Raw genomic sequence first — 22,283 nt, 5'->3', positions numbered from 1 at the left:
CGCGAAACACGAGCTCGACCCTGATAGGAGTCGCACGTGCGATACCGAAAGCCGAAACGTTCCTATGTGCTCCCGGTGCTCACCACCTTCGCTGTGGCCGCGCCCATCGGTGCGTTCGCCCTCAGCGACTCGACCGATTACCGCAGCGCGAACGATTCCCAGGTCGCGGCCGTACCGACACAGCTGGCCGAGGTCGCGCTGACCTCGGTGCCCGACATCACGGTCCCGCTGCGTGACCTGACCGGTCTCGATCTGCCCGACCTGCACCTGTCGGACCTGCGCATGTTGCAGCTGCCGACCTCGATCCCGATTCCCCCGGGATTACCCGCGCCCCCGGGCGTGGCGCTGCCCACCGAGATCCCGCTGCCGCAGATTCCGACGAAGCCGCAGCCCACCCCGACTCAACAGACCGAACCGGGCGCCGCAGCACCTGCCGCCCCCGCGCCGCCCGCGCGTCCGCCGGTCCCGAGCACGTCGGTCCCCACCGCGCCCCCCGCTCCCCCGGCCGCGCCACAGGCAGCACCTGCTCCCGCTCCGGGCGCACCGGCCACCGAGGCTCCTGCCCCAGCACAGGCAGCGCCCGCTGCTCCAGCACAACCGATTCCGGGAGCACCTGAGGCCGCACCGACGCCTGCCGCGGCACCTCCCGCCGCGCCCACCGGCGCCCCGGTATCCCAAGGCCGTTCCACCGGAGCGAAATTCATCGCCGACCCGGAGAACCTCGAACCCGGCACCACCCCCGACACTCCCGCGTTGTCCCCGGGCGCGGTCGGCGCCGATGTCATCGACCAGGTGGGTGCGCAGGTCAAAGAGCTCACCCAGGACACCCCGTTCAGCATGGTCGCCGTCACCGCCCGCGACCTGGCCAACACCACCACCAAGCTGCGGGCTCGCCAGCTGGACGGCAACTGGGGCCCCTGGTACAACGCCGATCCGGTCGACACCAGGGCCACCGATCACGCCCCCGCCGACGCGCCGACCGGCACCGAACCGATCTACGTCGGTGAGACCACGGCGGTGCAGATGCTGGTCACCCGCAAGCCCACCGCGGGCCCCGACCACGACCCCGCCCACCTCACCGAGGCCGCGCTCAAGGCCGTCCTGATCAACCCGGGCCGGGCCGCGATCGATGCCGCGCTCAACGATGTCGCCGCGGCGTTGCCCGGTGGCGGGCCGAAGGTGATCACCCGCGCGCAGTGGGGTGCGGACGAGTCGATCCGTTGCCAGGAACCCACCTACGACGACGGCGTCGGCGGCATCACCGTGCATCACACGGCCGGTCGCAACGACTACAGCCGTTCCGAATCCGCGGGCATCGTCCGCGCGATCTACGCCTATCACGCCGAAACGCTCGGCTGGTGCGACATCGGCTACAACGCCATGGTCGACCAGTACGGCCAGATCTTCGAGGGCCGTTACGGCGGCCTCGACCGAGCGGTGCAGGGCGCGCACTCGGGTGGCTTCAACGAGAACACCGCCGGTGTGGCGCTGATGGGCAACTACGAGACCGAGCAGCCGAGCAACGAGTCGATCAACGCGCTCGGCAAGTTCATCGGCTGGCGGGCCGAGCTCGCCGGGCTCGACCCCAAGGGCTACACCACGATGTACTCCGAGGGCACCGAATTCACCCCGTACGCCCAGGACGAGGCGGTCGACCTGCCGGTGGTGTTCGCGCACCGCGATGTGGGCAACACCGACTGCCCCGGTGACGCCGCCTACGCGCTGATGGACCGCATCCGCGGGATCGCGGCGGGCAACAGCGGCACCTACACCTCACCGCCGATGGCGAATCGTCCGCCGAGCCAGCAGGCTCGGGCCCCGCAGGGCAATATGGCCGAGCTGGGCGCGATGGTCGACAAGTTCCTCGGCCTGTCCGGCGACAACGCGATCGCCAAGCACTGGGTGGCCAGCGGTGGGGTCGACGGTCCGCTCGGCGCTCCGCAGTCGGACCTGATCGCGGGCGCGCAGGGCCGTCAGTACGCGAAGTTCGCCAACGGTTTCGTCTATTCGGGCGAGGGCGGTGCGGTGTTCGAGGTGGTCGGCGCGATTCTCGACCGCTATCTGAGCCTGGGCGCCGACACGGGCGTGCTCGGCTTGCCGACCGCCAGTTCCTACCTGGTCCCCAACGGTCTGCGTACCGATTTCCAGCACGGTTCGCTGGTGCTCAACGAGCTCACCGGCATCGTCACGACGTTCTGGAAGACCTACGACGAGACCTACAAGCAGGAGATGAACGGCCGAGGGCCGCAACCGGGCCAGGCACCGACGGCCCCGACGCTCGGCCTGGCTGTGCCCGCACCCGCTGAGGCCGCGCCGGTCCCCGCCGATCAGCAGGCACCGCCTGTGGAACAGGCGCCCGTGGTACCCGCCCCGGTGGAACAGGTCCCGGCGGATCCGCCCGCCCCGGAACCCGCCCCGACCGGTTAGCCCCGGTCACGGCGAAGAACGGCCGGTGCGCCCTCCGAGCGAGGGGCACCGGCCGTTTTCGGTCCCGCGACTGCGGGTCCGCCTAGCTCCACCAGCGCTCGAGGACCATCGCCACGCCGTCGTTCATGTTGCTGCCGGTGACTTCGTCGGCTGCCGCGCGTGCCTCGGGGTGGGCGTTTCCCATGGCGACTCCGTGGCCGGCCATGGCCAGCATCGGTACATCGTTGGGCATGTCGCCGAAGGCCACGATCGACGAGTTCTCGGCGCCGATTCGGTGTGCGACCTCGGCCAGGCCGGATGCCTTCGTCACCTGCGGGACCGCCAACTCGATCAGCCCGCTCTCGGTGGAGTAGGTGATCTCGGCGCGGTCGCCGATGAGCGGGGCGAGGGCGGCGCGCATCTCGGAACTGCGAGCCGAGCTGAGCCGGATGAGCATCTTGATCGCGGGCGAGTCGATGACCTCGGCGTGCGAGACGACGGTGTCGTCGGGATTGAGCCAGGCGTGTTCGTAGGTGGGTGAACTGACGAACTGCGGAGTCACGGCGTCGTGCGCGCTGGCCCCGACCCGCTCGGTCGCCAGGCCGCATCCGGGTAACGCGTGTTCGGCGACCTCGGCGAGCCAGCTCAGTGTCTCGACGTCGAGGGTGTGGCTCGACAGCACCCGGTCGGTGGCGCTGTCGTAGAGGACCGCGCCGTTTCCGCAGATCGCGAGCGGTGCGTACCCGAGTTCGCTGACCACCGGGTCGATCCAGCGCGGCGGGCGGCCGGTGGCGAGCACGAAGGTGGCGCCGTCGGCGACGAGCGCTCCGACGGCGGCCTTGGTGCGCGCGGTGACCTTCTCTGAGTCGTCGATCAGCGTGCCGTCGACGTCGCTGGCCACCAGCCGCGGTTTCGGGTGCAGGTGCGTCATCCCATCCATCCTGCCGCACGTCGCCACACGGGGACGCCGGAGTGTCCCTATGATCAGGGCCTGATTACCCGATCCAGAGGGGACTGATGACCGGCTTCTTGTTGCGGCGCACACTCAACTACGTTGTGCTCCTTCTGCTGGCATCGTTTCTGACGTTCAGCCTCGCATCGCTCACGTTCAACCCGCTCGAGAGCCTCGAGCAGCGCAACCCGCGTCCGCCGCAGTCGGTGATCGACGCGAAGGCCGAGCAGTTGCATCTGGACGAGCCGATCCCCCAGCGCTATCTCACCTGGCTCGGCGGGGTCGTGCAAGGGGATTTCGGGACCACCCTCGCCGGGCAGCCGGTGAGCGAGGAGCTGGGCAGGCGGGTGGCGGTGAGTCTGCGGCTGCTGATCCTCGGTTCGATCATCGGTACCGTGCTCGGCGTGCTGATCGGCGCCGCGGGCGCGATCAGGCAGTACAGATTCAGCGATTACTTCTCGACGGTGCTGTCGCTGCTGATCCTGTCGACGCCGATCTTCTTGCTGGCGACGCTGTTGAAATACGGTGCGCTGCAGATCAACACGATGACCGGTACGCAGATATTCCTCTACACCGGCGAGACCTCGGCCACCGCGGTCCACGGGTTCTGGAACCAGATGGTCGACCGCGCACAGCATCTGGTGCTACCGACGTTGGCGCTGGCGTTGGGCGGCATGGCCGGCTACAGCCGCTACCAACGCAACGCCATGCTCGACGTGCTCGGCAGTGATTTCATCCGCACAGCGAGAGCCAAGGGCCTGACCCGCAATCACGCGCTCTACAAACACGGCTTGCGCACCGCGCTGATCCCGATGGCGACGCTGTTCGCCTACAGCCTCGGCGGCCTGATCACCGGCGCCACCTTCGTCGAGAAGATCTTCGGCTGGCACGGTGTGGGCGAATGGTTGATCGATTCGATCAACGCCCAGGATCTGTACGTGGTGGTGACGGTGACAGCGTTCGCCGGACTGGTGGTGCTGGTGTCGGGGCTGCTCTCCGATGTCGTCCTTGCCCTGCTCGACCCGAGGGTGCGTGTCTCATGACCGAAACCGAACTCATCGTCGTCGGCGCACCCGAGATCGCCGCCGCCGGGCGCCGCAAACTGGTGTGGCGTCGCTTCCTGCGCAACAAGCCCGCTGTGGTCGGCGCGGTGATCCTGATGGTGCTGCTGGTGGCCAGTTTCGCGCTGCCGCCGCTGCTGCCGTGGGACTACCAGCAGATGGACTACAAGGCACTGCTGAAACCGCCCAGCCTCGAGCATCCGTTCGGTACCACCCAGATCGGCCAGGACGTGCTCGCCCAGACCATGCGCGGTCTACAGAAGTCGCTCATCATCGGCTTCTGCGTCGCGATCTGTTCCAGCGTCATCGCCGCGACAGCGGGTGCGGTGGCCGGACTGCTCGGCGGCTGGTCCGACCGGGCCATCATGTGGTTGGTCGACCTGCTGCTGGTGGTGCCCAGCTTCATCATCATCGCGCTGTTCGCGCCGCGCACCAAGGGTTCCGGGTCGATCGTGATCCTGATCGTGCTGCTGAGCGTGTTCGGCTGGATGATCGCCGCTCGCATCATCCGCGGCCTCACCCTGAGCTTGCGCGATCGCGAATTCGTCCGCGCCGCACGGTATATGGGCGCGCCGACCCGGACGGTGATCCTCAGCCACATCATCCCGAACATCGCGTCGATCCTGATCATCGATACCACCCTGGCCGTCGGCGCGGCGATCAGCGCCGAAACCGGTTTGAGCTTCCTCGGTTTCGGTGTGCAGCCGCCGGATGTGTCGCTGGGTTCGCTGATCGCGGCCGGTACCAAGTCGGCGCTCACCTACCCCTGGTTGTTCCTGTTCGCCGGTGGTCTGCTGATCACGATCGTGTTGTGCGCCAACCTCGTCGGTGACGGCCTGCGTGACGCGTTCGACCCCGGCGCCCGGGGTGCGCGTAAAACCCGCAAGGAGGTCGCCGAGCGCAAGAGCCGAGCGCAGGTGGAGTCGAAGAAAGCCGAGAAGCGATGACCGCGTCGACCGCACCCCTGCTCGAGGTCACCGACCTGCGGGTCTCGTTCCCCGGTGAGGAAGGCCGCGTCGAGGCCGTGCGCGGGGTGAACTACACCGTCGCCGACGGCGAGGTGCTCGCCATCGTCGGCGAGTCCGGTTCGGGCAAGTCGGTGTCCTCGCTCGCGGTGATCGGCCTGCTGCCCGATCAGGCGCGAGTGCAGGGATCGGTGCGCCTGCGCGGGCGCGAACTGCTCGGCCTGGGCGACAAGCAGATGTCGAAACTGCGCGGTTCCTCGATCAGCATGGTCTTCCAAGATCCGCTCTCCGCGCTCACCCCGGTGTATCGCGTCGGTGACCAGATCGCGGAAGCCCTGCTGGCACACGGCAAGATGAGCCGTAAGGAAGCGGGCGAGCGGGCCGTCGAGCTGCTCGAACTCGTCGGCATCGCCGATGCGAGGGCCCGGTCGAGAGCGTTCCCGCACGAGTTCTCCGGTGGTATGCGCCAGCGCGTGGTGATCGCCATGGCCATCGCCAACGACCCCGCCCTGATCATCTGCGACGAACCCACCACCGCGCTCGACGTGACGGTGCAGGCCCAGATCCTCGACCTGCTCCGCAAGGCCCGCGACATCACCGGCGCGGGCGTCATCATGATCACCCACGACATGGGTATCGCGGCCACCGTCGCCGACCGGGTGGCGGTGATGTACGCGGGCAAGGTGGTCGAAACCGCGCCTGTCGCAGAGCTTTTCGCCGCTCCACGAATGCCGTACACCGTCGGCTTGCTCGGCTCGATCCCGCGTATGGACGGCCCGCCGCGCACCCCGCTGATCCCGATCCTCGGCGCCCCGCCCGCCATGCACGCCCTACCGCCGGGCTGCTCGTTCGCGCCGCGCTGCCCGGTCACGATCGACGACTGCACCGCCGCCGAACCCCCGCTGGAGAAGGTGAGCCCCGGCCATTCGGTCGCCTGCATCCGCACGGCCGAGGTCGGCACCCACGAACTCTTCGAGGCCTATCGCCAGAAGATCCCGACCCCGGCGCACCCCGACCGCACCGACGACGAGGTGGTGCTGCGCGTCACCGACCTGGTGAAGGTCTTCCCCCTCACCTCCGGTGTCCTGCTGCGCCGCCGCACCGGCGAGGTCCGCGCGGTGGACGGCATCAACTTCTCGGTGCGCGCGGGCCGTACCCTCGCACTGGTCGGCGAATCCGGGTCGGGCAAGTCGACGACACTGTCGCAGATCATGGACCTGGCGCGCCCACAGTCGGGCAGCATCGAGGTGCTCGGCCACGATGTCGCCACCCTCACCAAGTCGGGCATCCGCGAGATCCGCCGCAAGATGCAGATCGTCTTCCAAGACCCCAGTGCCTCCCTCGACCCGCGCCTGCCGATCTTCGACGTCCTCGCCGAACCGCTGCGCATCGACGGACGGTCGCGCGAGGAGGTGAACCGACGGGTGCCGGAGTTGTTGCGGCAGGTCGGATTACGCCCCGAGCACGCCGATCGCTACCCCTCGGACTTCTCCGGCGGGCAGAAACAGCGCATCAGCATCGCCCGCGCGCTGGCCCTGGACACCAGGTTGCTGGTACTCGACGAACCCGTCTCGTCGCTGGACGTATCGATCCAGGCGGGCGTGCTCAACCTGCTGCGCGACCTACAGGCCGAGCACGGACTGTCCTACCTGTTCGTCTCCCACGACCTGTCGGTGGTGCGCAATCTCGCCCACGACATCGCGGTGATGTTGCAGGGCAAGATCGTCGAATCCGGTCCGGCCGAGCGCATTTTCGCCGATCCTCAGCACGAATACACACGTTCGCTCATCGCGGCCGTACCGGAACCCGTCGTCAGCAGCTGAGCACGTCGGTCCAGCCGAACACCAGGAGACGCCATGAGAACCCGTCGAATGCAAGCAGGCCGTAGCGCCCGATTGCGCTGTGCCGCCGTGGTGGTGGCGGCCGGGATGATCGTGGCGGGCTGTGGGGGCGGCGGTGACGAGTCGGCGGCCGGGTTGAGCGATGCCATCGGCTCCACCAGTGACATCAACCCCATGGGCACCGACGAGCTGCGCGAGGGCGGCAACCTACGCCTGGCGACCACCGGCTATCCGGCCAATTGGAACATCCTTTCCAACGACGGCAACAACGGGGAGATCGGCTACATCGTGCGCGCGATGCTGCCGCGTTCCTTCGAGATCGACGCGGCAGGCCGGCTCAGCGTCGACACCGATTTCTTCACCGATATCCAGCTGACCGGTACCGATCCGATGCAGGTGACGTACTCGATCAATCCGAAGGCGGTCTGGTCGGACGGGTCGCCGATCACCTGGGAAGACCTCGCCGCCCAGGCGCACGCGCTCAGCGGCCGCGACAAGAGCTATCTGATCGCGATCACCAACGGTTTCGAGTTCGTCGACAAGGTGGAGCGCGGCACCGACGACCGGCAGGCCGTGCTCACCTTCAACAAGCCCTACGCCGACTGGCGCGGTCAGTTCGCCGGCAACTCCGCCCTCTACCCGAAGTCGGTGACCAGCACACCGGAGGCCTTCAACAACAGCCTCGCCGAGGCCATCACGCTCACCGCCGGACCGTTCATCGTCAGCGCCACCGACCGCGGTCAGGGTCGGATCACCCTGGGCCGCAACCCGAGATGGTGGGGTGACAAGCCCGTTCTCGACACCATCACCTACAGCGTGCTCGACGCCACGTCGTGGGTGCAGGCATTGCAGAACAACGAAATCGACCTGGTCCGCCTGACCACCCTCGACGACGTGAAAACCGTGCGCGGCACCGAGGGACTCGTCGTGCGCCGCGCTCCCGGTAATCGCTGGCGCCACCTCACGTTCAACGGAGCGCCCGGCTCCATCCTGGCCGAAGAAGGGGTGCGCGTAGCGATCTCACAGGCGATCGACCGCGTCGGAATCGTCAACGCCTTGCAGAACGGGCTGGTCGAAGATCCGAAGCCGTTGAACAATCACATCTTCCTCCAAGGCCAAAAGGGTTATCAGGACAACAGCCTCGCCTTCGACCCGGCCGCCGCAGCGGCACAACTGGACGCACTCGGCTGGAAACTCAACGGCGAGGTGCGCGAGAAGGACGGCCGCAAACTGGTCATCCGCGACGTCATGTACAACGACCCGACCTGGGTCCAGACAGCCCAGATCATCCAGCAGAACCTGGCCGCCATCGGCGTGCAGCTCACCATCGATACCAAGCCCGCCGCGGGCCTTTTCACCGACGTCATCCAGCCCGGCGACTTCGACGCCGCCCAGTACGTCTACGAAGGCGACCCCTTCCCGCTGAGCAGCATCCGCCAGATCTACTACTACGACCCCACCGACCTCCAAGCCAACTACGGCCGCATCGGTTCCCCCGAACTCAACGCCCTCATCGAACGCACCCTCACCGAACTGGACCCCCAAAAGTCCATCGAACTGGCGAACCAGGTCGACCGCAAGGTATTCGAAGAAGGCCACTCCCTGCCCCTGATGCAGTCCGACGGCAGCTTCGGCGCCCGCACCACCCTCGCCAACATCGGTTCCCCTGGTTTGGCAACGTACGACTACACGAAGATCGGATTCACGAAATGACCACAGCAACGTACGCCAGGCGGCTACGCCGGGCCGGTTTCCGTATCGCGGTGCCCGTTTTCGCTTTGACATTGGTGCTGGGTGGTTGTGGGTCCGATACCGACGTGCAGTCGGGGTCGAGCACGATCGGCGCGATCAACGACATCAATCCGCAGGACCGCGATGCCCTGCGTGACGGCGGTAATCTCCGGTTGGCGCTGACCAGCTTCCCCGCGACGTTCAACAACCTCCACGTCGACTCCGACGGCGAGATCAGTGACCTCACCGCGTGGGCACTCCCTGGCACGGTCAATTCCGACGCGGCGGGCAATCTCACGATCGACCACAACTATTACACCGATGTCGAGCTCACCAACACCAACCCGCAGCAGATCAAATACACGATCAACCCGAAAGCGGTCTGGTCGGACGGGTCTCCGATCACCTGGGAGGATCTACGATCTCAAGCCACTGTGTTGAGCGGGCGCGACACCGCCTTCAAGATCGCGGCAAGCCAGGGTTACAGCAGCGTCGAGAAGGTCGAACGCGGTGTCGACGACCGGCAGGCGATCGTCACCTTCGCCGAGCACTACGCGGAGTGGAAGGGCCTGTTCAATCCGCTGTACCCACGCCAGCTCACCGCATCGCCACAGGCGTTCGACGACTTGTACCGCAATGACATGCCGTTGTCGTCCGGGCCGTTCATCATCACTTCGATCGACCGCGCCCAACAGCGGGTCGTGTTGAGCCGCAATCCGAGATGGTGGGGCGACACCCCCAAACTCGATACCGTCACCTATAGCGTCCTCGACAACGCCGCGCGTCTGAATGCGTTGCAGAACAACGAACTCGACGTATCTACCCTGTCCGGCATCGAAGAGGTCAAAACCGCGACCGACACGCCTGGCATCGAAGTTCGCCGCGCGCCCGCGAACAGGTTCTCGCACTTCACCTTCAACGGCGCGCCCGGCGCGTTGCTGTCCGATCCGAAGCTGCGGATCGCGATCTCGAAGGGCATCAACCGGCAAGCGATCGCCACGGCCACCCAGAACGGTGTGGTCACCGACCCGAAGCCGCTGAACAACCACCTCTTCCTGGTCGGCCAAAAGGGTTACCAGGACAACGCGGAATCGGTCTCCTACGACCCTGTTGCCGCTGCTCGCATGCTCGACGAGCTGGGCTGGAAACTCAACGGCGACGTCCGCGAGAAGGACGGTCGCAAGCTGGAGATCCGCGACGTCATGTACCAGGCCGATACATGGACTCAAATCGCGCAGATCGCCCAGCAGAACCTCGCGGAAATCGGCGTGAAGCTGATCATCGAGACCTACCCCGGCAATGGCTTGTTCACCGATGTCATCGACCCCGGCAACTTCGATATCGCCCAATTCGTCTGGTCGAAGAGCATTTTCCCGCTCGGCGCATTGCCTCAGATCTACGCCTACGATCCCGCGAACCCGCTGAGCAACAAGGGCCGTATCGGTTCACCGGAACTCAACGCGCTGATCGAGGAGGTCATCGCCGAACTCGATCCCGAGAAGGCGATCGAACTGGCGAACAAGGCCGACCGAATGATCTTCGAAGAGGGCTTCTCCCTGCCCATCGTGCAATCCGCCGGCACGGTCGCGACGCGGGACGGCCTCGCCAATTACGGCGCGGAGGGGCTGGCATCCTACGACTACACCAAAGTCGGCTTCCTCGAGTAGACAGCACCCGTCAGCGAAATTCTGGAAAGGAGCGAACCATGCGGATTCGTTCAATGACCACCCGACTGGCATTACCCCTGGTCATCGTCAGTTTGATCGCTGCCGGGTGTGGCTCGGGCGATGACATCACGGCGGACGGCGACGCCAAGCTCGGCACCACCAATGACATCAACCCGAAGGACGTCAGCGAACTTCGCGACGGTGGCAATCTTCGACTGGCGATCACCTCGCTGCCGGAGAACTGGAACGGCCTGCACGCCGACGGCAATACCGGAAACACCGGCTCGATGCTGCGTCCGGTGATGCCGCGAGCATTCACGACTGACGCGGCAGCGGAACTCTCGGTCAACACCGACTACTTCTCCGACGTCGCATTGACCAACAGCGATCCGCAGCAAGTCACCTACACCATCAATCCGAAGGCGGTCTGGTCCGACGGTACTCCCATTTCGTGGGAGGACATTCGGTCCCAGGCCGCGGCACTCAGCGGTGTCGACAAGGCATTCCTGATCGCCAACAACAGCGGCTTCGATCGGGTCGAAAAGGTCGAACGTGGTGTCGATGACAGGCAGGCTGTCATCACCTTCAAGAAGCACTATGCCGACTGGCGGGGACAGTTCGCGGGCAACTCTTTCCTCTTCCCGAAGTCCGTCACGTCGAGCGCCGAAGCTTTCAACAACAGCCAGGTCGAGGCCCTCACTCTCTCGTCCGGCCCGTTCATCATCCAATCTGTAGACCGAGGGCAGGGCCGCGTCGTTCTCGGACGCAATCCCCGATGGTGGGGTGCCACACCGAAACTGGACACCATGACCTTCAGCGTGCTCGACAGTTCCGCGTTCACGCCCGCGCTGTTGAACAACGAGATCGACGTGGTGGGCATCGCCAGTATCGACGATTTGAAGTCGGTGAGCAGTGCACCCGGCATCGCCGTGCGCCGAGCGCCTGGCAACAGTTGGGGTCACTTCACCTTCAATGGCGCACCCGGTTCCATTCTGGAAGACCAGGGTGTGCGGGTTGCGATCTCCAAGGCGGTCGATCGGCAGGGTATCGCCAACGCGATCCAGAACGGCCTCGTCCGGGACCCCAAACCGCTCAACAATCACGTCTACCTGCAGGGCCAGGACGGCTACCAGGACAACAGCCTCGGCTTCGACCCGGCGGCCGCGGAAGAAGAGCTCGACGCCCTCGGCTGGAAGCTCAATGGGGATGTACGCGAGAAGGACGGCCGCAAGCTCGAGATCCGCGACGTGATGTACAACGACCCGATCAACATTCAGGTCGCGCAGATCATCCAGCAGAATCTCGCGCAGGTCGGCGTCAAGATGACCATCGACCCGAAGCCGGGGTCGGGCCTGTTCTCGGATGTCCTCGAACCAGGCAATTTCGATGTAGGCCAGTGGTTCTACGCCGGTGACCCCTTCCCGCTCAGCAGCCTGACGCAGATCTACGGCTTCTATCCGGACGATACCCAGGGTAATTACGGCCGCATCGGCTCGGCCGAACTCAACGACCTCATCGAGCAGACCATCTCTGAACTCGATCCGGCCAAGGCCAAGGAGCTGGCCAACCAGATCGATCGGAAGGTGTTCGAGGAGGGACATTCCCTGCCGCTCGTTCAATCCGCCGGCAATGTCGCTGTGCGCGACAACCTCGCCAACTTCGGTGCGGCGGGCCTCGCCTCCTATGACTACACCAAGATCGGCTTCCTGAAGTGAGCGCGAAAGCTCTCCCGCAGTGAGTTCCGGCCCGGCGCGCGCGCTCACCTATCCGTTGCTCGTCACGAGCGGCACCCTCGCGGTCATCGCCGCGTGGGTGCCGTTCGCGGATCTCGATCAGCTGAGCGCGCTCGCTGTGGTCGCCCTCGCCGTACTCGCCTACACCGCTTATCAATTGGGCCTGGCTTTCGGTGTATTTCCGAGCGGTCTGGTCGCGGCGGGCACGGTGCGCGGTAGGCGGGTGCGCCAGCAGTATCGACTGGTCAGCAGATCGTGGCTGGAGATCACCAGTGGGGATCGCATGGTGTGGCAGCCGGTGTTCTACGACCCGGCTCTGTCGACGCTGACCCCGACCGAACTGGAGCTGACCGGTCGCTCCATCCAGGACTGGAACACCCGCTTCTACCCGTCGGGCCGAGCCCGTACGACCGAGCCGACGGGCAAGCTCGTCGACAACCCCTCCCGCCCCGCCGATCCTCCCGCGTACGGCATCGCGCGCCGCCTGATCCTCGACAGCCAACCCGCGATCGGCGCACCCCTCGTCGGTCTGCTCTGGGTCTACGTCATGAACGGCGGCCTCGGCGCCTTCGCCGCCGCGACGACGGTCGCCGCCGCCGCCTTCACCTGGCTCACCGCCATCCGCGGCTCCGACCCCAGCTGACACCTTCCTGGACGGTCGTTCACCAGGTCTCCACGGTTTTTCCTTCTCGGGGAATGTCTACCTGAATGCCTGGTGATCAATCGACCAGCTTTGATTCACTGGTCTGACCACTTGACCTCTTACCTCTGACGGTGCACTATCGGGGTATGGCATGGACTCCTGTGGTGAAGCGCTCGGTTTCCGGTGATGTGTTCGAGCAGATCGCCGCCGAGGTGCTGGGTGGGGAGTTGGCGGCGGGGAGCGCGTTGCCCAGCGAGCGGCAGTTGGCCGAGGCGTTGGGGGTTTCGCGGCCCGCGGTGCGGGAGGCGTTGCAGCGGTTGGCGGCGGCGGGGCTGGTTGCCGTGCGACAGGGAGAAGCGACGACCGTGCTCGACTATCGACGCAGTGCGGGGCTGGAAGTGCTTCCGCGACTGTTGCTTCGGGGCGATTCCATCGATCCCGCGGTCGCTCGCAGCATTCTCGAGGCGCGGCTGCACAACGGGCCGAAGATCGCCGAGCTCGCCGCTGCACGGGTTCGCCGTGCCCAGGGCGCCGCGGTCGACGGTGAGCTGACCCTGTTGCGCGAATCCGTCGATGCGCTTGTCGCCGAATCGAATCCACTCGCCCAGCAGCGGGTCGCGCTCGAATTCTGGGATCACATCCTCGATCTCGCCGATTCCATCGCCTTCCGGCTGATGTATTCCATGCTGCGCGCCGCCTACGAACCCGCCTTGGCCGCGCTGGCGCCGATCATGTCCGCCGAGGTGGGCAATGCCGACGCCTATCGAGACCTGGCCGCCGCGATCACCGCGGGCGAGCCGGAACGGGCCGCCGACACCGCGCGAGCACTGCTCGGGCCGGCGACCACCGCCCTCATCCATGCCCTGGACGGGGCATGATCCACCCGAGGAAGCACCATGATGAACGACCGTTCGACAACGACGTCGCACAACACCGCCACGCCTGACGCTGCCGACCGTCAGCCCGCCGTCACGGTGAATGCCGACTCGACCCACGCCGTCGCCGCGCGCTCTACGGACCCGACACCACCCGCGGCTCGCCCCCCGCGCGCGATCCGCCGCAGCTTGACGTTGCGCGCGGCGGCGCGCGAATTTCTTCGGCACCCGTCTCCATGGATGATCGCGACGGTATTCGTCGCCGCGCTGGCGGCCCGCCTGGTGATCGGCGACTGGCAGCTCACCGACGCCCTGGTGCCCCTGGTGATTCTCGCCGCGTTCCCTGTTGTCGAATGGGTCATCCATGTCACCGTGTTGCACTGGCGCCCAAGGCATCTCGGTCCGGTGACCATCGACAGCGAATTGGCCCGCAAACACCGCGAGCACCACGTCGACCCGCGCGACATCCCACTGATCTTCATCCCGTCGAAGTCGCTGCTGCTCACGATCCTCGCGCTGGTCACGATCGCCCTCATCGCCTTCCCCCGCACCGGCCTAGGCCTCACCTTCCTGCTCACCATCACCACGCTCGGCCTGCTGTACGAGTGGACCCACTACCTCATCCACACCGACTACAAGCCGAAACATGGCTTGTATCGCGCGATTTGGCGCAACCATCGCCACCACCACTACAAGAACGAGCACTACTGGTTCACCGTGACCACCTCCGGCACCGCCGACCGCCTACTCGGTACCGCCCCCGACCCGGCCACCACGCCGACCTCCCCCACGGCGCGCAACCTCCACGCCGAGTAGGCCCGCCGAACCGCCACACGACGACCAGCCCGGCTCGCATCACCGCGAGCCGGGCTTTCGCATGTCCACCAGGGGAAATCCCATCCCTTCGACTGCTTGACACATTTATACCCTAGGGGGGTATGGTACCGAGCACGGAGATGCGCTCCGCTCGAAAGGACACAGTCGTGACTACGCAATCGCAATCCACCCGGAAGTGGTGGGCGCTGGCGGTGATCGCCGCCGCGCAGTTCATGGTCATCATGGACACCTCGATCATCGGGATCGCACTGCCGAAGATGCAGGGCGAGCTCGGGTTCACGCCGGGCAATCTGACGTGGGTGTTCAACGCCTATGTGGTTGCCTTCGGTGGGCTACTGCTGCTCGGCGGCAGGCTCTCCGATCTGCTCGGCGCTCGCCGGGTATTCGCCGCAGGCTGGGTGGTACTCGGCATCGGGTCCGTAATCGCCGGTGCCGCGGGCAGTGTGGGGGTCGAGCTGGCGGGCCGAGCGATTCAGGGTGGTGGTGCGGCACTGATCGCACCGTCTGCCCTCACGCTGTTGATGATGTTGTTCGGTGGCTCGCCGCAGGAACTCACCAAGGCGCTGGCCGTGTACGGCGCGGCCGCACCCGCCGGTGGTACCGCGGGAGTGTTTCTCGGTGGTGTGATCACCGAATACATCAGCTGGCCTTGGGTTTTCTACATCAATGTTCCGATCGCCGTGCTCGCGTTGATCGCCGTGCCGATGCTGATGCCCGCGGCTGCGGCACGTAAGGGATCCATCGATATCGCCGGATCCGTCACTGTGACAGCCGGGCTGGCGGCCGCGGTGTATGCGATCGTGCAGGCGCCGGAGGCCGGTTGGGCGTCGGGTGAGACCTGGGGCGTGTTGGCGTTGGCCGCGGCACTGCTGGCAGGCTTCGTCGCCATCCAAGCCCGGCGCGGCGAACCACTCATGCGGCTGAGCGTCTTGCGCGCACCGAACCTGGCCGCCGCCAACTTCGCCCAGTTCGCGCTGGCCGCCGCGTGGGTGCCGATGTGGTTCTTCCTCAACCTGTATCTGCAGCAGGTGCTCGGCTACAGCGCCTTCCCGTCGGGCGCGGCGCTGCTGCCGATGACCATGCTGATCATGCTCGGCATGGTGGTGCTGGCCCCGAAGGCGATGCAGCGTTTCGGCGCGAAGCCGATGATCGTCACCGGACTGCTGGTGCTCGGCGTCGGCCTCGCCGTGATGTCTCTGGTGCGAGCTACCGGCAACTTCTGGATCGACGTCCTGCCCGCCTCGCTGATAGCGGCGGGGGGTATGTCACTGGCCTTCATCCCCTCGCTCGGCACGGCCATCTCGGCGGCGCGTCCCGAGGAAGGCGGGCTGGCCTCGGGCATCGTCAATGTCAGCTACCAGGTGGGTTCCGCGCTCGGCCTGGCCGCGATGACGGCGGTGGCCGCCGCGTTCGGGGCGAGCGAGCTCGGGGATGCCTCGGCGCTGACCGACGGCTATTCCGCGGCCTTCCTTGGAGCGGGTGTGCTGGCGCTGGCGGGCGCGGCTGTCACCGCGGTGACCATGCGCAACCCAGCCACGGACAGAGTCGACGCGGCCGTTTGACAACGTACCCTAGGGGGGTATGGTAAAAGCTGAGTGCGAAACGAGGAGAGTTCCATGACCACCACCGTCACCGTCAACGGCATGACCTGCGGCTGCTGCGTCGACAAGGTCCGCGACAAGGTCGTCGCCCTTCCTGGCGTCACCGGTGTCGACGTCGACCTGGTCGCGGGCACGGTAGCGATCGACGGCATCGCACCTGAACGCCCGGCCCTCGCCGACGCCGTGGCCGCGGCCGGCTTCCAACTCGCAGACTGAACCCGGAACGGAGCATCCCGATGAACGCAACACCCAAGTTCGCCGGATTCACCCTCGGCCTCGCGGCGGTCTTCGGGATCGCTCTGACCGTCGGAGCCCTGGTCGGTCCGGAGCCTTCCGCACCGACCGGGCACGACGAGCATTCGACCGCGGCCACACCGTCGGGCGATCTGCCCGGCGGACTGCTCGCCTCCGACCAGGGCTACACGCTCGCCCTGGACAATCCGACCACCACCACCGCACCGCAGTCGCCGACGAGTTTTCGCATCCTCGACGCGAACGGCGCACCGGTCACGAAGTACGTGACCAGCCACGACAAGGACCTGCACCTGATCGTGGTCCGCCGCGACATGACGGGCTTCCAGCACGTCCACCCCGTCCTCGATCCGGCCGGAACCTGGACCGTTCCGCTGAACCTCAGCCGGGGCGGCGACTACCGCGTATACGCCGACTTCACTCCCGAGGGCGGGTCGAACCTGACCCTGGGCGCCGATCTGCGCGTCGCGGGCAACTACGACGCGCGGGCGCTCCCTGCCCCCGCCGCCACCGCGCAGGTCGACGAGTACTCGGTTTCGCTCAACGGCACCGTCACGCCGGGCACGGCGTCGAAGCTGACGCTCTCGGTCAGCCGCGACGGCGCGCCCGTCACCGACCTCCAGCCCTACCTCGGCGCCTACGGTCACCTGGTCGCGCTTCGGGCCGCCGACCTCGCCTACCTTCACGTTCACCCCGAGGGCACGCCCGGCGACGGGACTACCCCGGCCGGTCCCGGCATCGACTTCGTGGTGAACGCGCCGAGCACCGGCGACTACCGCCTGTTCCTCGACTTCCAGCACCGAGGCGTGGTGCGCACGGCCGAGTTCACGGTGCGAGTCGCCACACCGAACGCCACAGGTGCGAGCAATCCGGCCCCGACCAGCGCACCCGCCGACCACGGCACACCCGGCCACGGCCACTGACCCCACCTGTTTCACCCGCGATCGCTCAGCGAGAATTGCTATCAGGAACGAAGGAGCACCCCATGACCACCGTGACGCACCCACCGGGCACCGGCCAGGTAGAACTGGTGATCGGTGGCATGACCTGCGCTTCCTGCGCGAACCGGATCGAGAAGAAGCTCAACAAGCTCGACGGAGTCACCGCCACGGTCAACTACGCCACCGAGAAGGCGCGCGTCGACTTCACCGGTGACGTCTCCCCCGAGGAGCTGATCTCCACCGTCGAGCAGGCCGGCTACACCGCGGCACTCCCCGCGCCGAAGAAGCCCGAGACCGACGAGACATCGACCGCCGAAGCCGACCCGACCGCCTCGCTGCGCACCCGGCTGATCGTGTCGGCGCTGCTCACCGTCCCGGTGATCGCGATGGCGATGGTCCCGGCGCTGCAGTTCACCAACTGGCAGTGGCTTTCGCTGACGCTGGCCGCCCCGGTCGTGATCTGGGGCGCGCTTCCCTTCCACAAGGCGGCGTGGACAAACCTGAAGCACGGCACCGCCACCATGGACACGCTGGTGTCGATGGGCACGCTCGCCGCATTCGGTTGGTCGCTGTTCGCCCTGTTCTGGGGCACGGCGGGCACCCCGGGAATGAAGCACCCGTTCGAATTCACCATCGCGCGGATGGACGGCACGGGCAGCATCTACCTCGAAGCCGCGGCGGGGGTGACCACGTTCATCCTGGCAGGCCGGTATTTCGAGGCGCGGTCGAAGCGTCGGGCGGGCGCGGCCTTGCGGGCCCTGCTCGAGCTCGGCGCGAAGGATGTCGCGGTTTTTCGCGACGGCGTCGAGACGCGAATCCCGGTGGAACAGTTGGTCGTGGGTGACGAGTTCATCGTGCGCCCGGGCGAGAAGATCGCCACCGACGGTGTGATCACCGAGGGCACATCGGCGGTCGACGCGTCCATGCTGACCGGTGAGTCGATGCCGGTGGAGGTCGGCGTCGACGACGCTGTCACCGGCGCCACCGTGAACGTCGGCGGCCGACTCGTCGTGCGCGCCACCAGGATCGGCGCCGACACCCAGCTCGCCCAGATGGCACAACTGGTCGAGGACGCGCAGACCGGCAAGGCGCAGGCACAGCGTCTGGCCGACAGGATCTCCGGCATCTTCGTTCCGATCGTCATCGCGCTCGCCGTGGCGACGCTCGGATTCTGGCTCGGCACAGGCGGTTCCATCGCCGCGGCCTTCACCGCGGCCGTCGCGGTGCTGATCATCGCCTGCCCCTGCGCCCTCGGCCTGGCCACCCCGACCGCGCTGATGGTCGGCACCGGACGCGGCGCGCAGCTCGGCATCCTGATCAAGGGCCCCGAGGTGCTGGAATCGACCCGCGAGGTCGACACCATCGTGCTGGACAAGACCGGCACCGTCACCACCGGCAAGATGACGCTGCTCGAGGTGATTCCCGCCGACGGTGAACCGCGCGGTCGGGTGCTGGCACTCGCTGGTGCGCTGGAGGATTCGTCGGAGCACCCGATCGCGCAGGCGATCGCCAAGGGCGCACGCGAGGAGTTCGCCACGTTGGCGCCGGTGGAGGGCTTCGCCAATGTCGAGGGCCTCGGCGTGCAGGGCGTGGTCGACGGACACGCGGTGATCGTGGGCCGGGCGCGACTGCTGGCCGACTGGTCACAACCGCTCGACGAGAAGCTGGAAACCGCACTGGCGCAAGCGGAATCGGCGGGCAAGACCGCGGTCGCCATCGGCTGGGACGGCAAGGCGCGCGGCGTGCTCGTTGTCGCCGACGCGGTGAAACCGACCTCGGCCCGGGCCATCGCCCAGTTCCGCGAGCTCGGTCTGACCCCGATCCTGCTCACCGGCGACAATGCCCGCGCCGCCCGCACCATCGGCGACGAGGTCGGTATCGACGAGGTGATCGCCGAGGTGCTGCCGCAGGACAAGGTCGACACCGTCAAACGGCTGCAGGCGCAGGGCAAGGTCGTCGCCATGGTCGGTGACGGCGTCAACGACGCGGCTGCCCTGGCCCAGGCCGATCTCGGCCTGTCCATGGGCACCGGCACCGACGTCGCGATCGAGGCCAGCGACCTCACCCTCGTCCGCGGCGACCTGCGTGCCGCCGCCGACGCGATCCGGCTGTCGCGGCGCACGCTGGCCACGATCAAGGGCAACCTGTTCTGGGCCTTCGCCTACAACGTGGCCGCCATCCCGCTGGCCATGGCAGGCCTGCTCAACCCGATGCTGGCCGGCGCCGCCATGGCGTTCAGCTCGGTCTTCGTGGTGAGCAACAGCTTGCGCCTGCGCCGGTTCAAGTCGACCGCGCAATAGACCGGTCGAGTAGGCGAGGTCCGCGAATCCACGGACCTCGCCTCGTGCTGTGGTGGTGGTCAGAACAGGTACTGCTGGTCGGCCGCGATGAAGAAGCCGCGACCGCCCACGTCGCAGCGCACGCCCTGTTCGGTGGAGGTGCAGGCGGCGGAGCGAACGATGACGGTGTCGCCGTAGTTCAGCACCTTGCCCCCGCCCTTGCTGGTGCCGTCCACCGGTTCGCCGACGAAGAAGCCCTGGTTGACGCACAGGAATTCGGATCTGCCGCCGGCCACATGGGCGGCGACCTTGCGGGCGGGGGAATTGTCACAGGTGGGTAGGTCGGCCGGAATCACCTTCGCATCGGCCAGCTGGCAGCCGACGCCGAGCGACTCCGCCTCGACGAAGCCGCACATGATGTTGCCGCTGGGCGATTGGAAGTAGAAGTTGTCACCGTGCTGCTGGTAGTCGCGGGCGTCGACGGTGGCGTCGTCACGCGAGGGGAGGTCGGAGCGATCCGCACCGGTGCCGGGCGCGGCGGGCGGCTCGTTGGAGGCAGGCGCGATGGTCGAACCCCCGCCCTGATCGGCGGGCTGAGTGGTCACCGGCACCCGCGATGGCGACGACTCACCGTCGCAGGCGGCGAGTCCCCCGGCGAGCACCACGACCACGGCCGACACGAATGCTGATCTCATGAGAATTTCCCCTCGCGTATCCCGACCCTTACGAGTGAGATCGAGGGCAACCGCGCAATCGTTTCCTCAACTCAGCAACCGTTACCGCACCGAGTCGGGCCCGAAACGACGAATGGGCGAGGTCACAAGGACCTCACCCATTCTTCGAGCGGATGACGAGATTCGAACTCGCGACCCTCACCTTGGCAAGGTGATGCGCTACCACTGCGCCACATCCGCGTGCCTTCCGAAGCCGTTGCGGCGACCGCCGCTGACTTCGTCGTGCGAGAAGGAACTCTAGCGCGAAACTGTCGAACTACGAAATCCGCGCTCACCGACGACCCCGGATGGCGGTGAGTTCCGACAGTGGCCGGCCTCGTTAAGCGGGTCACAAGCTCGCGGAAATGGTTGCGGGGCAGAGTCTTTCCCAGGGCGGTCGGGACCGCGGGAATCATGGGAGGAACACAATGAAGACTCTGAAGATGATCGCGGCGGGTGTTGCGGTGGCGGCGATGACCGTGCTGGGGGCCGGGTACGCGCATGCCGACTTCGCCGATCCGGTAGAGCTCAGCGACAGCGACGAGAACATGCCGGACGAAGGGTTCGGGGAGTACGCGGTCAACCGTGCGGCGCCGGGGTCGTGCCTGGTGGTGCAGAACCACACCGGCAAGGGGGTGACGATGCGATTGAACTACCCGGCCAGCCGTGGGAAATGGCAGTTCAGGCACAACCAGATCGGCGTGCTCACCCACAACGGCAAGGTGGTGACCTCGCCGTCCGGCCGGTGGAATGTGCGAACGAACCCGCCGATCGAGTTCGTTTGGGTCTACGACGCCAACATGAACAGGCACATCGGCTGCAACGGGGCGTGGCTGCTGACGATGAACTGAGCGAACGGGGTCCGGTGCGCGCCGGACCCCGTTCGGCGCGGTCGCGACGACCGCACCGCGACGTCAGGCGAAGGAGTCGCGGTGGTCGGCGGCCCAGGTGGCGTAGCTGCGGGGCGGGCGGCCGAGGACATGTTCGATGTCGGCGGTGAGCAGCTCGTTGTGGCCGTGCCGGATGAATGATTGGCCGTTGGCGGCGGCCTCGACGAAGGCAGGTGGCAGGCCCGCCGACCGCATGAAGTCGGCCGCGTCGTCCTCGGCGATATCGGTCACCGTGATCGGGCGGCCGATAACCTCCGCCAGTGCGCCGGCCTGCTCACGTCCGGTCTGCAGGATGGGGCCGGTGAGGGTGTAGGTGCGGCCGTGATGCGCTTCGCCGCGCAAGGCGGCGGCAGCGACCTCGGCGACGTCACGGGGGTCGACCACCGCCTGCCTGCCCTCGCCGGTGAGGTTCGGCACCGGCGCACCGGCGCGCAGCGGTTCGATCCAGCTGAGGGTATTGGAGGCGAAAGTGTTGGGGCGCAAGATCGTCCACTCCAGGCCCGACTCGCGCACCGCTTCCTCACCGGGCACGTGCCAGCGGCCGGGCTCGCCGAGACGGGGATCGCCCGCGCCGATGATGGACAGTTTCACCACCCGTCGCACGCCGGCGGCGCGCGCGGCCTCGACCAGCGCGGCGTCGACACCGGTGTCGTCGGGACCGGGCAGGCCGTTGAGGAACGCGGCCTCGATCCCGGCCATGGCGGGGGCGAAGGTGTCCGGGTCGCGGTAGTCGACGTGAACCGCCTCGACGCCGGCGGGAAAGCTCGCGTTCGCCGGGTCGCGGGTGGTGGCCCGGACGGAGACGCCGTCGGCGACGAGATGGGCGAGCAGGGCGCTACCGATGGTGCCTGTCGCACCGGTGATCAGGATCATGGTTCGAGCATGGTCGTGCGACC

Annotated in this window: 18 protein-coding genes and 1 tRNA gene; 15 read left to right on the top strand and 4 right to left on the bottom strand. The window is 66.9% G+C overall.

Going from position 1 to position 22,283, the window contains the following annotated elements; genetic code table 11:
* Window positions 1-36: 36 nt before the first annotated feature.
* Complete coding sequence (locus ACFWUR_RS21650) at window positions 37-2,427, top strand: N-acetylmuramoyl-L-alanine amidase (protein WP_378909115.1); 2,391 nt, start codon at window positions 37-39, stop codon at window positions 2,425-2,427.
* 82 nt (window positions 2,428-2,509) lie between these two features.
* Here the strand turns inward: ACFWUR_RS21650 and ACFWUR_RS21645 are convergent, their stop codons facing one another.
* Window positions 2,510-3,337 carry an HAD family hydrolase gene (locus ACFWUR_RS21645; protein WP_378909114.1) on the bottom strand — a complete coding sequence of 276 codons (828 nt, stop codon included), beginning with the start codon at window positions 3,335-3,337 and terminating at the stop codon, window positions 2,510-2,512.
* Between the two features lie 86 nt (window positions 3,338-3,423).
* Between ACFWUR_RS21645 and ACFWUR_RS21640 the strand changes: the two genes are divergently transcribed.
* The 13 genes from ACFWUR_RS21640 (at window position 3,424) to ACFWUR_RS21580 (ending at window position 19,805) form a co-directional block, all read left to right on the top strand.
* Window positions 3,424-4,401 carry an ABC transporter permease gene (locus tag ACFWUR_RS21640; RefSeq protein WP_378909112.1) on the top strand — a complete coding sequence of 326 codons (978 nt, stop codon included), beginning with the start codon at window positions 3,424-3,426 and terminating at the stop codon, window positions 4,399-4,401.
* Window positions 4,398-5,366, top strand: a complete 969-nt coding sequence (locus tag ACFWUR_RS21635; RefSeq protein WP_378909111.1) for an ABC transporter permease — start codon at window positions 4,398-4,400, stop codon at window positions 5,364-5,366. The genes ACFWUR_RS21640 and ACFWUR_RS21635 overlap by 4 nt, the downstream gene beginning before the upstream one ends.
* Window positions 5,363-7,207 carry a dipeptide ABC transporter ATP-binding protein gene (locus ACFWUR_RS21630; RefSeq protein ID WP_378909110.1) on the top strand — a complete coding sequence of 615 codons (1,845 nt, stop codon included), beginning with the start codon at window positions 5,363-5,365 and terminating at the stop codon, window positions 7,205-7,207. Before ACFWUR_RS21635 ends, ACFWUR_RS21630 begins: the two co-directional genes overlap by 4 nt.
* A gap of 33 nt (window positions 7,208-7,240) precedes the next feature.
* Window positions 7,241-8,938: an ABC transporter family substrate-binding protein gene (locus ACFWUR_RS21625; RefSeq protein ID WP_378909109.1), complete on the top strand. Its 1,698-nt coding sequence runs from the start codon at window positions 7,241-7,243 to the stop codon at window positions 8,936-8,938.
* On the top strand, window positions 8,935-10,623 hold the full coding sequence (locus tag ACFWUR_RS21620; protein ID WP_378909108.1) for an ABC transporter family substrate-binding protein: 1,689 nt from the start codon (window positions 8,935-8,937) through the stop codon (window positions 10,621-10,623). The genes ACFWUR_RS21625 and ACFWUR_RS21620 overlap by 4 nt, the downstream gene beginning before the upstream one ends.
* A gap of 38 nt (window positions 10,624-10,661) precedes the next feature.
* On the top strand, window positions 10,662-12,338 hold the full coding sequence (locus ACFWUR_RS21615; RefSeq protein WP_378909107.1) for an ABC transporter family substrate-binding protein: 1,677 nt from the start codon (window positions 10,662-10,664) through the stop codon (window positions 12,336-12,338).
* Between the two features lie 19 nt (window positions 12,339-12,357).
* Window positions 12,358-12,999 (top strand): hypothetical protein, encoded by a 642-nt coding sequence (locus ACFWUR_RS21610; RefSeq protein ID WP_378909106.1) that lies wholly within the window; start codon window positions 12,358-12,360, stop codon window positions 12,997-12,999.
* 146 nt (window positions 13,000-13,145) lie between these two features.
* Window positions 13,146-13,877, top strand: a complete 732-nt coding sequence (locus ACFWUR_RS21605; RefSeq protein ID WP_378909105.1) for a FadR/GntR family transcriptional regulator — start codon at window positions 13,146-13,148, stop codon at window positions 13,875-13,877.
* Between the two features lie 18 nt (window positions 13,878-13,895).
* The gene (locus ACFWUR_RS21600; RefSeq protein ID WP_378909104.1) at window positions 13,896-14,690 is read left to right on the top strand and encodes a sterol desaturase family protein; all 795 of its coding nucleotides are present in this window, start codon (window positions 13,896-13,898) and stop codon (window positions 14,688-14,690) included.
* Window positions 14,691-14,857: 167 nt separating this feature from the next.
* Window positions 14,858-16,273, top strand: coding sequence for an MFS transporter (locus ACFWUR_RS21595; protein ID WP_378909103.1), 1,416 nt, complete (start codon window positions 14,858-14,860; stop codon window positions 16,271-16,273).
* Window positions 16,274-16,327: 54 nt separating this feature from the next.
* A complete protein-coding gene (locus ACFWUR_RS21590) occupies window positions 16,328-16,528 on the top strand; it encodes a heavy-metal-associated domain-containing protein (protein WP_378909102.1) in 201 nt (66 codons plus the stop codon).
* Window positions 16,529-16,548: 20 nt separating this feature from the next.
* On the top strand, window positions 16,549-17,487 hold the full coding sequence (locus ACFWUR_RS21585; protein WP_378909101.1) for a hypothetical protein: 939 nt from the start codon (window positions 16,549-16,551) through the stop codon (window positions 17,485-17,487).
* A gap of 62 nt (window positions 17,488-17,549) precedes the next feature.
* Window positions 17,550-19,805, top strand: a complete 2,256-nt coding sequence (locus tag ACFWUR_RS21580) for a heavy metal translocating P-type ATPase (protein WP_378909100.1) — start codon at window positions 17,550-17,552, stop codon at window positions 19,803-19,805.
* A gap of 59 nt (window positions 19,806-19,864) precedes the next feature.
* Here the strand turns inward: ACFWUR_RS21580 and ACFWUR_RS21575 are convergent, their stop codons facing one another.
* Both ACFWUR_RS21575 and ACFWUR_RS21570 read right to left on the bottom strand, forming a co-directional pair.
* Window positions 19,865-20,479 (bottom strand): hypothetical protein, encoded by a 615-nt coding sequence (locus ACFWUR_RS21575; RefSeq protein ID WP_378909099.1) that lies wholly within the window; start codon window positions 20,477-20,479, stop codon window positions 19,865-19,867.
* Window positions 20,480-20,626: 147 nt separating this feature from the next.
* A tRNA-Gly gene (locus tag ACFWUR_RS21570) sits at window positions 20,627-20,698 on the bottom strand.
* A 227-nt stretch (window positions 20,699-20,925) separates the two neighbouring features.
* On the opposite strand from ACFWUR_RS21570, the gene ACFWUR_RS21565 reads away from it, so the two are divergent.
* Entirely contained in the window at window positions 20,926-21,348 is a 423-nt protein-coding gene (locus tag ACFWUR_RS21565) for a hypothetical protein (protein WP_378909098.1), read from the top strand.
* 63 nt (window positions 21,349-21,411) lie between these two features.
* On the opposite strand, the gene ACFWUR_RS21560 is transcribed toward ACFWUR_RS21565, so the two are convergent.
* Window positions 21,412-22,260 (bottom strand): NAD(P)H-binding protein, encoded by an 849-nt coding sequence (locus tag ACFWUR_RS21560; RefSeq protein ID WP_378909097.1) that lies wholly within the window; start codon window positions 22,258-22,260, stop codon window positions 21,412-21,414.
* Between the last annotated feature and the right edge of the window lie 23 nt (window positions 22,261-22,283).

The sequence above is a fragment of the Nocardia sp. NPDC058633 genome, assembly GCF_042717045.1.
In the GTDB taxonomy this organism is placed as follows: domain Bacteria; phylum Actinomycetota; class Actinomycetes; order Mycobacteriales; family Mycobacteriaceae; genus Nocardia.
This window is presented reverse-complemented; position numbering and strand designations above follow the sequence as displayed.

Excerpts from the sequence above, each read along its gene's own strand:
- ACFWUR_RS21625 (WP_378909109.1), top strand. The coding sequence starts at position 7,241 with ATGAGAACCCGTCGAATGCAAGCAGGCCGTAGCGCCCGATTGCGCTGT.
- ACFWUR_RS21615 (WP_378909107.1), top strand. The coding sequence starts at position 10,662 with ATGCGGATTCGTTCAATGACCACCCGACTGGCATTACCCCTGGTCATC.
- ACFWUR_RS21600 (WP_378909104.1), top strand. The coding sequence starts at position 13,896 with ATGATGAACGACCGTTCGACAACGACGTCGCACAACACCGCCACGCCT.
- ACFWUR_RS21590 (WP_378909102.1), top strand. The coding sequence starts at position 16,328 with ATGACCACCACCGTCACCGTCAACGGCATGACCTGCGGCTGCTGCGTC.
- ACFWUR_RS21635 (WP_378909111.1), top strand. The coding sequence starts at position 4,398 with ATGACCGAAACCGAACTCATCGTCGTCGGCGCACCCGAGATCGCCGCC.
- ACFWUR_RS21565 (WP_378909098.1), top strand. The coding sequence starts at position 20,926 with ATGAAGACTCTGAAGATGATCGCGGCGGGTGTTGCGGTGGCGGCGATG.
- ACFWUR_RS21645 (WP_378909114.1), bottom strand. The coding sequence starts at position 3,337 with ATGACGCACCTGCACCCGAAACCGCGGCTGGTGGCCAGCGACGTCGAC.
- ACFWUR_RS21585 (WP_378909101.1), top strand. The coding sequence starts at position 16,549 with ATGAACGCAACACCCAAGTTCGCCGGATTCACCCTCGGCCTCGCGGCG.
- ACFWUR_RS21640 (WP_378909112.1), top strand. The coding sequence starts at position 3,424 with ATGACCGGCTTCTTGTTGCGGCGCACACTCAACTACGTTGTGCTCCTT.
- ACFWUR_RS21575 (WP_378909099.1), bottom strand. The coding sequence starts at position 20,479 with ATGAGATCAGCATTCGTGTCGGCCGTGGTCGTGGTGCTCGCCGGGGGA.
- ACFWUR_RS21605 (WP_378909105.1), top strand. The coding sequence starts at position 13,146 with ATGGCATGGACTCCTGTGGTGAAGCGCTCGGTTTCCGGTGATGTGTTC.
- ACFWUR_RS21560 (WP_378909097.1), bottom strand. The coding sequence starts at position 22,260 with ATGATCCTGATCACCGGTGCGACAGGCACCATCGGTAGCGCCCTGCTC.
- ACFWUR_RS21630 (WP_378909110.1), top strand. The coding sequence starts at position 5,363 with ATGACCGCGTCGACCGCACCCCTGCTCGAGGTCACCGACCTGCGGGTC.
- ACFWUR_RS21620 (WP_378909108.1), top strand. The coding sequence starts at position 8,935 with ATGACCACAGCAACGTACGCCAGGCGGCTACGCCGGGCCGGTTTCCGT.
- ACFWUR_RS21580 (WP_378909100.1), top strand. The coding sequence starts at position 17,550 with ATGACCACCGTGACGCACCCACCGGGCACCGGCCAGGTAGAACTGGTG.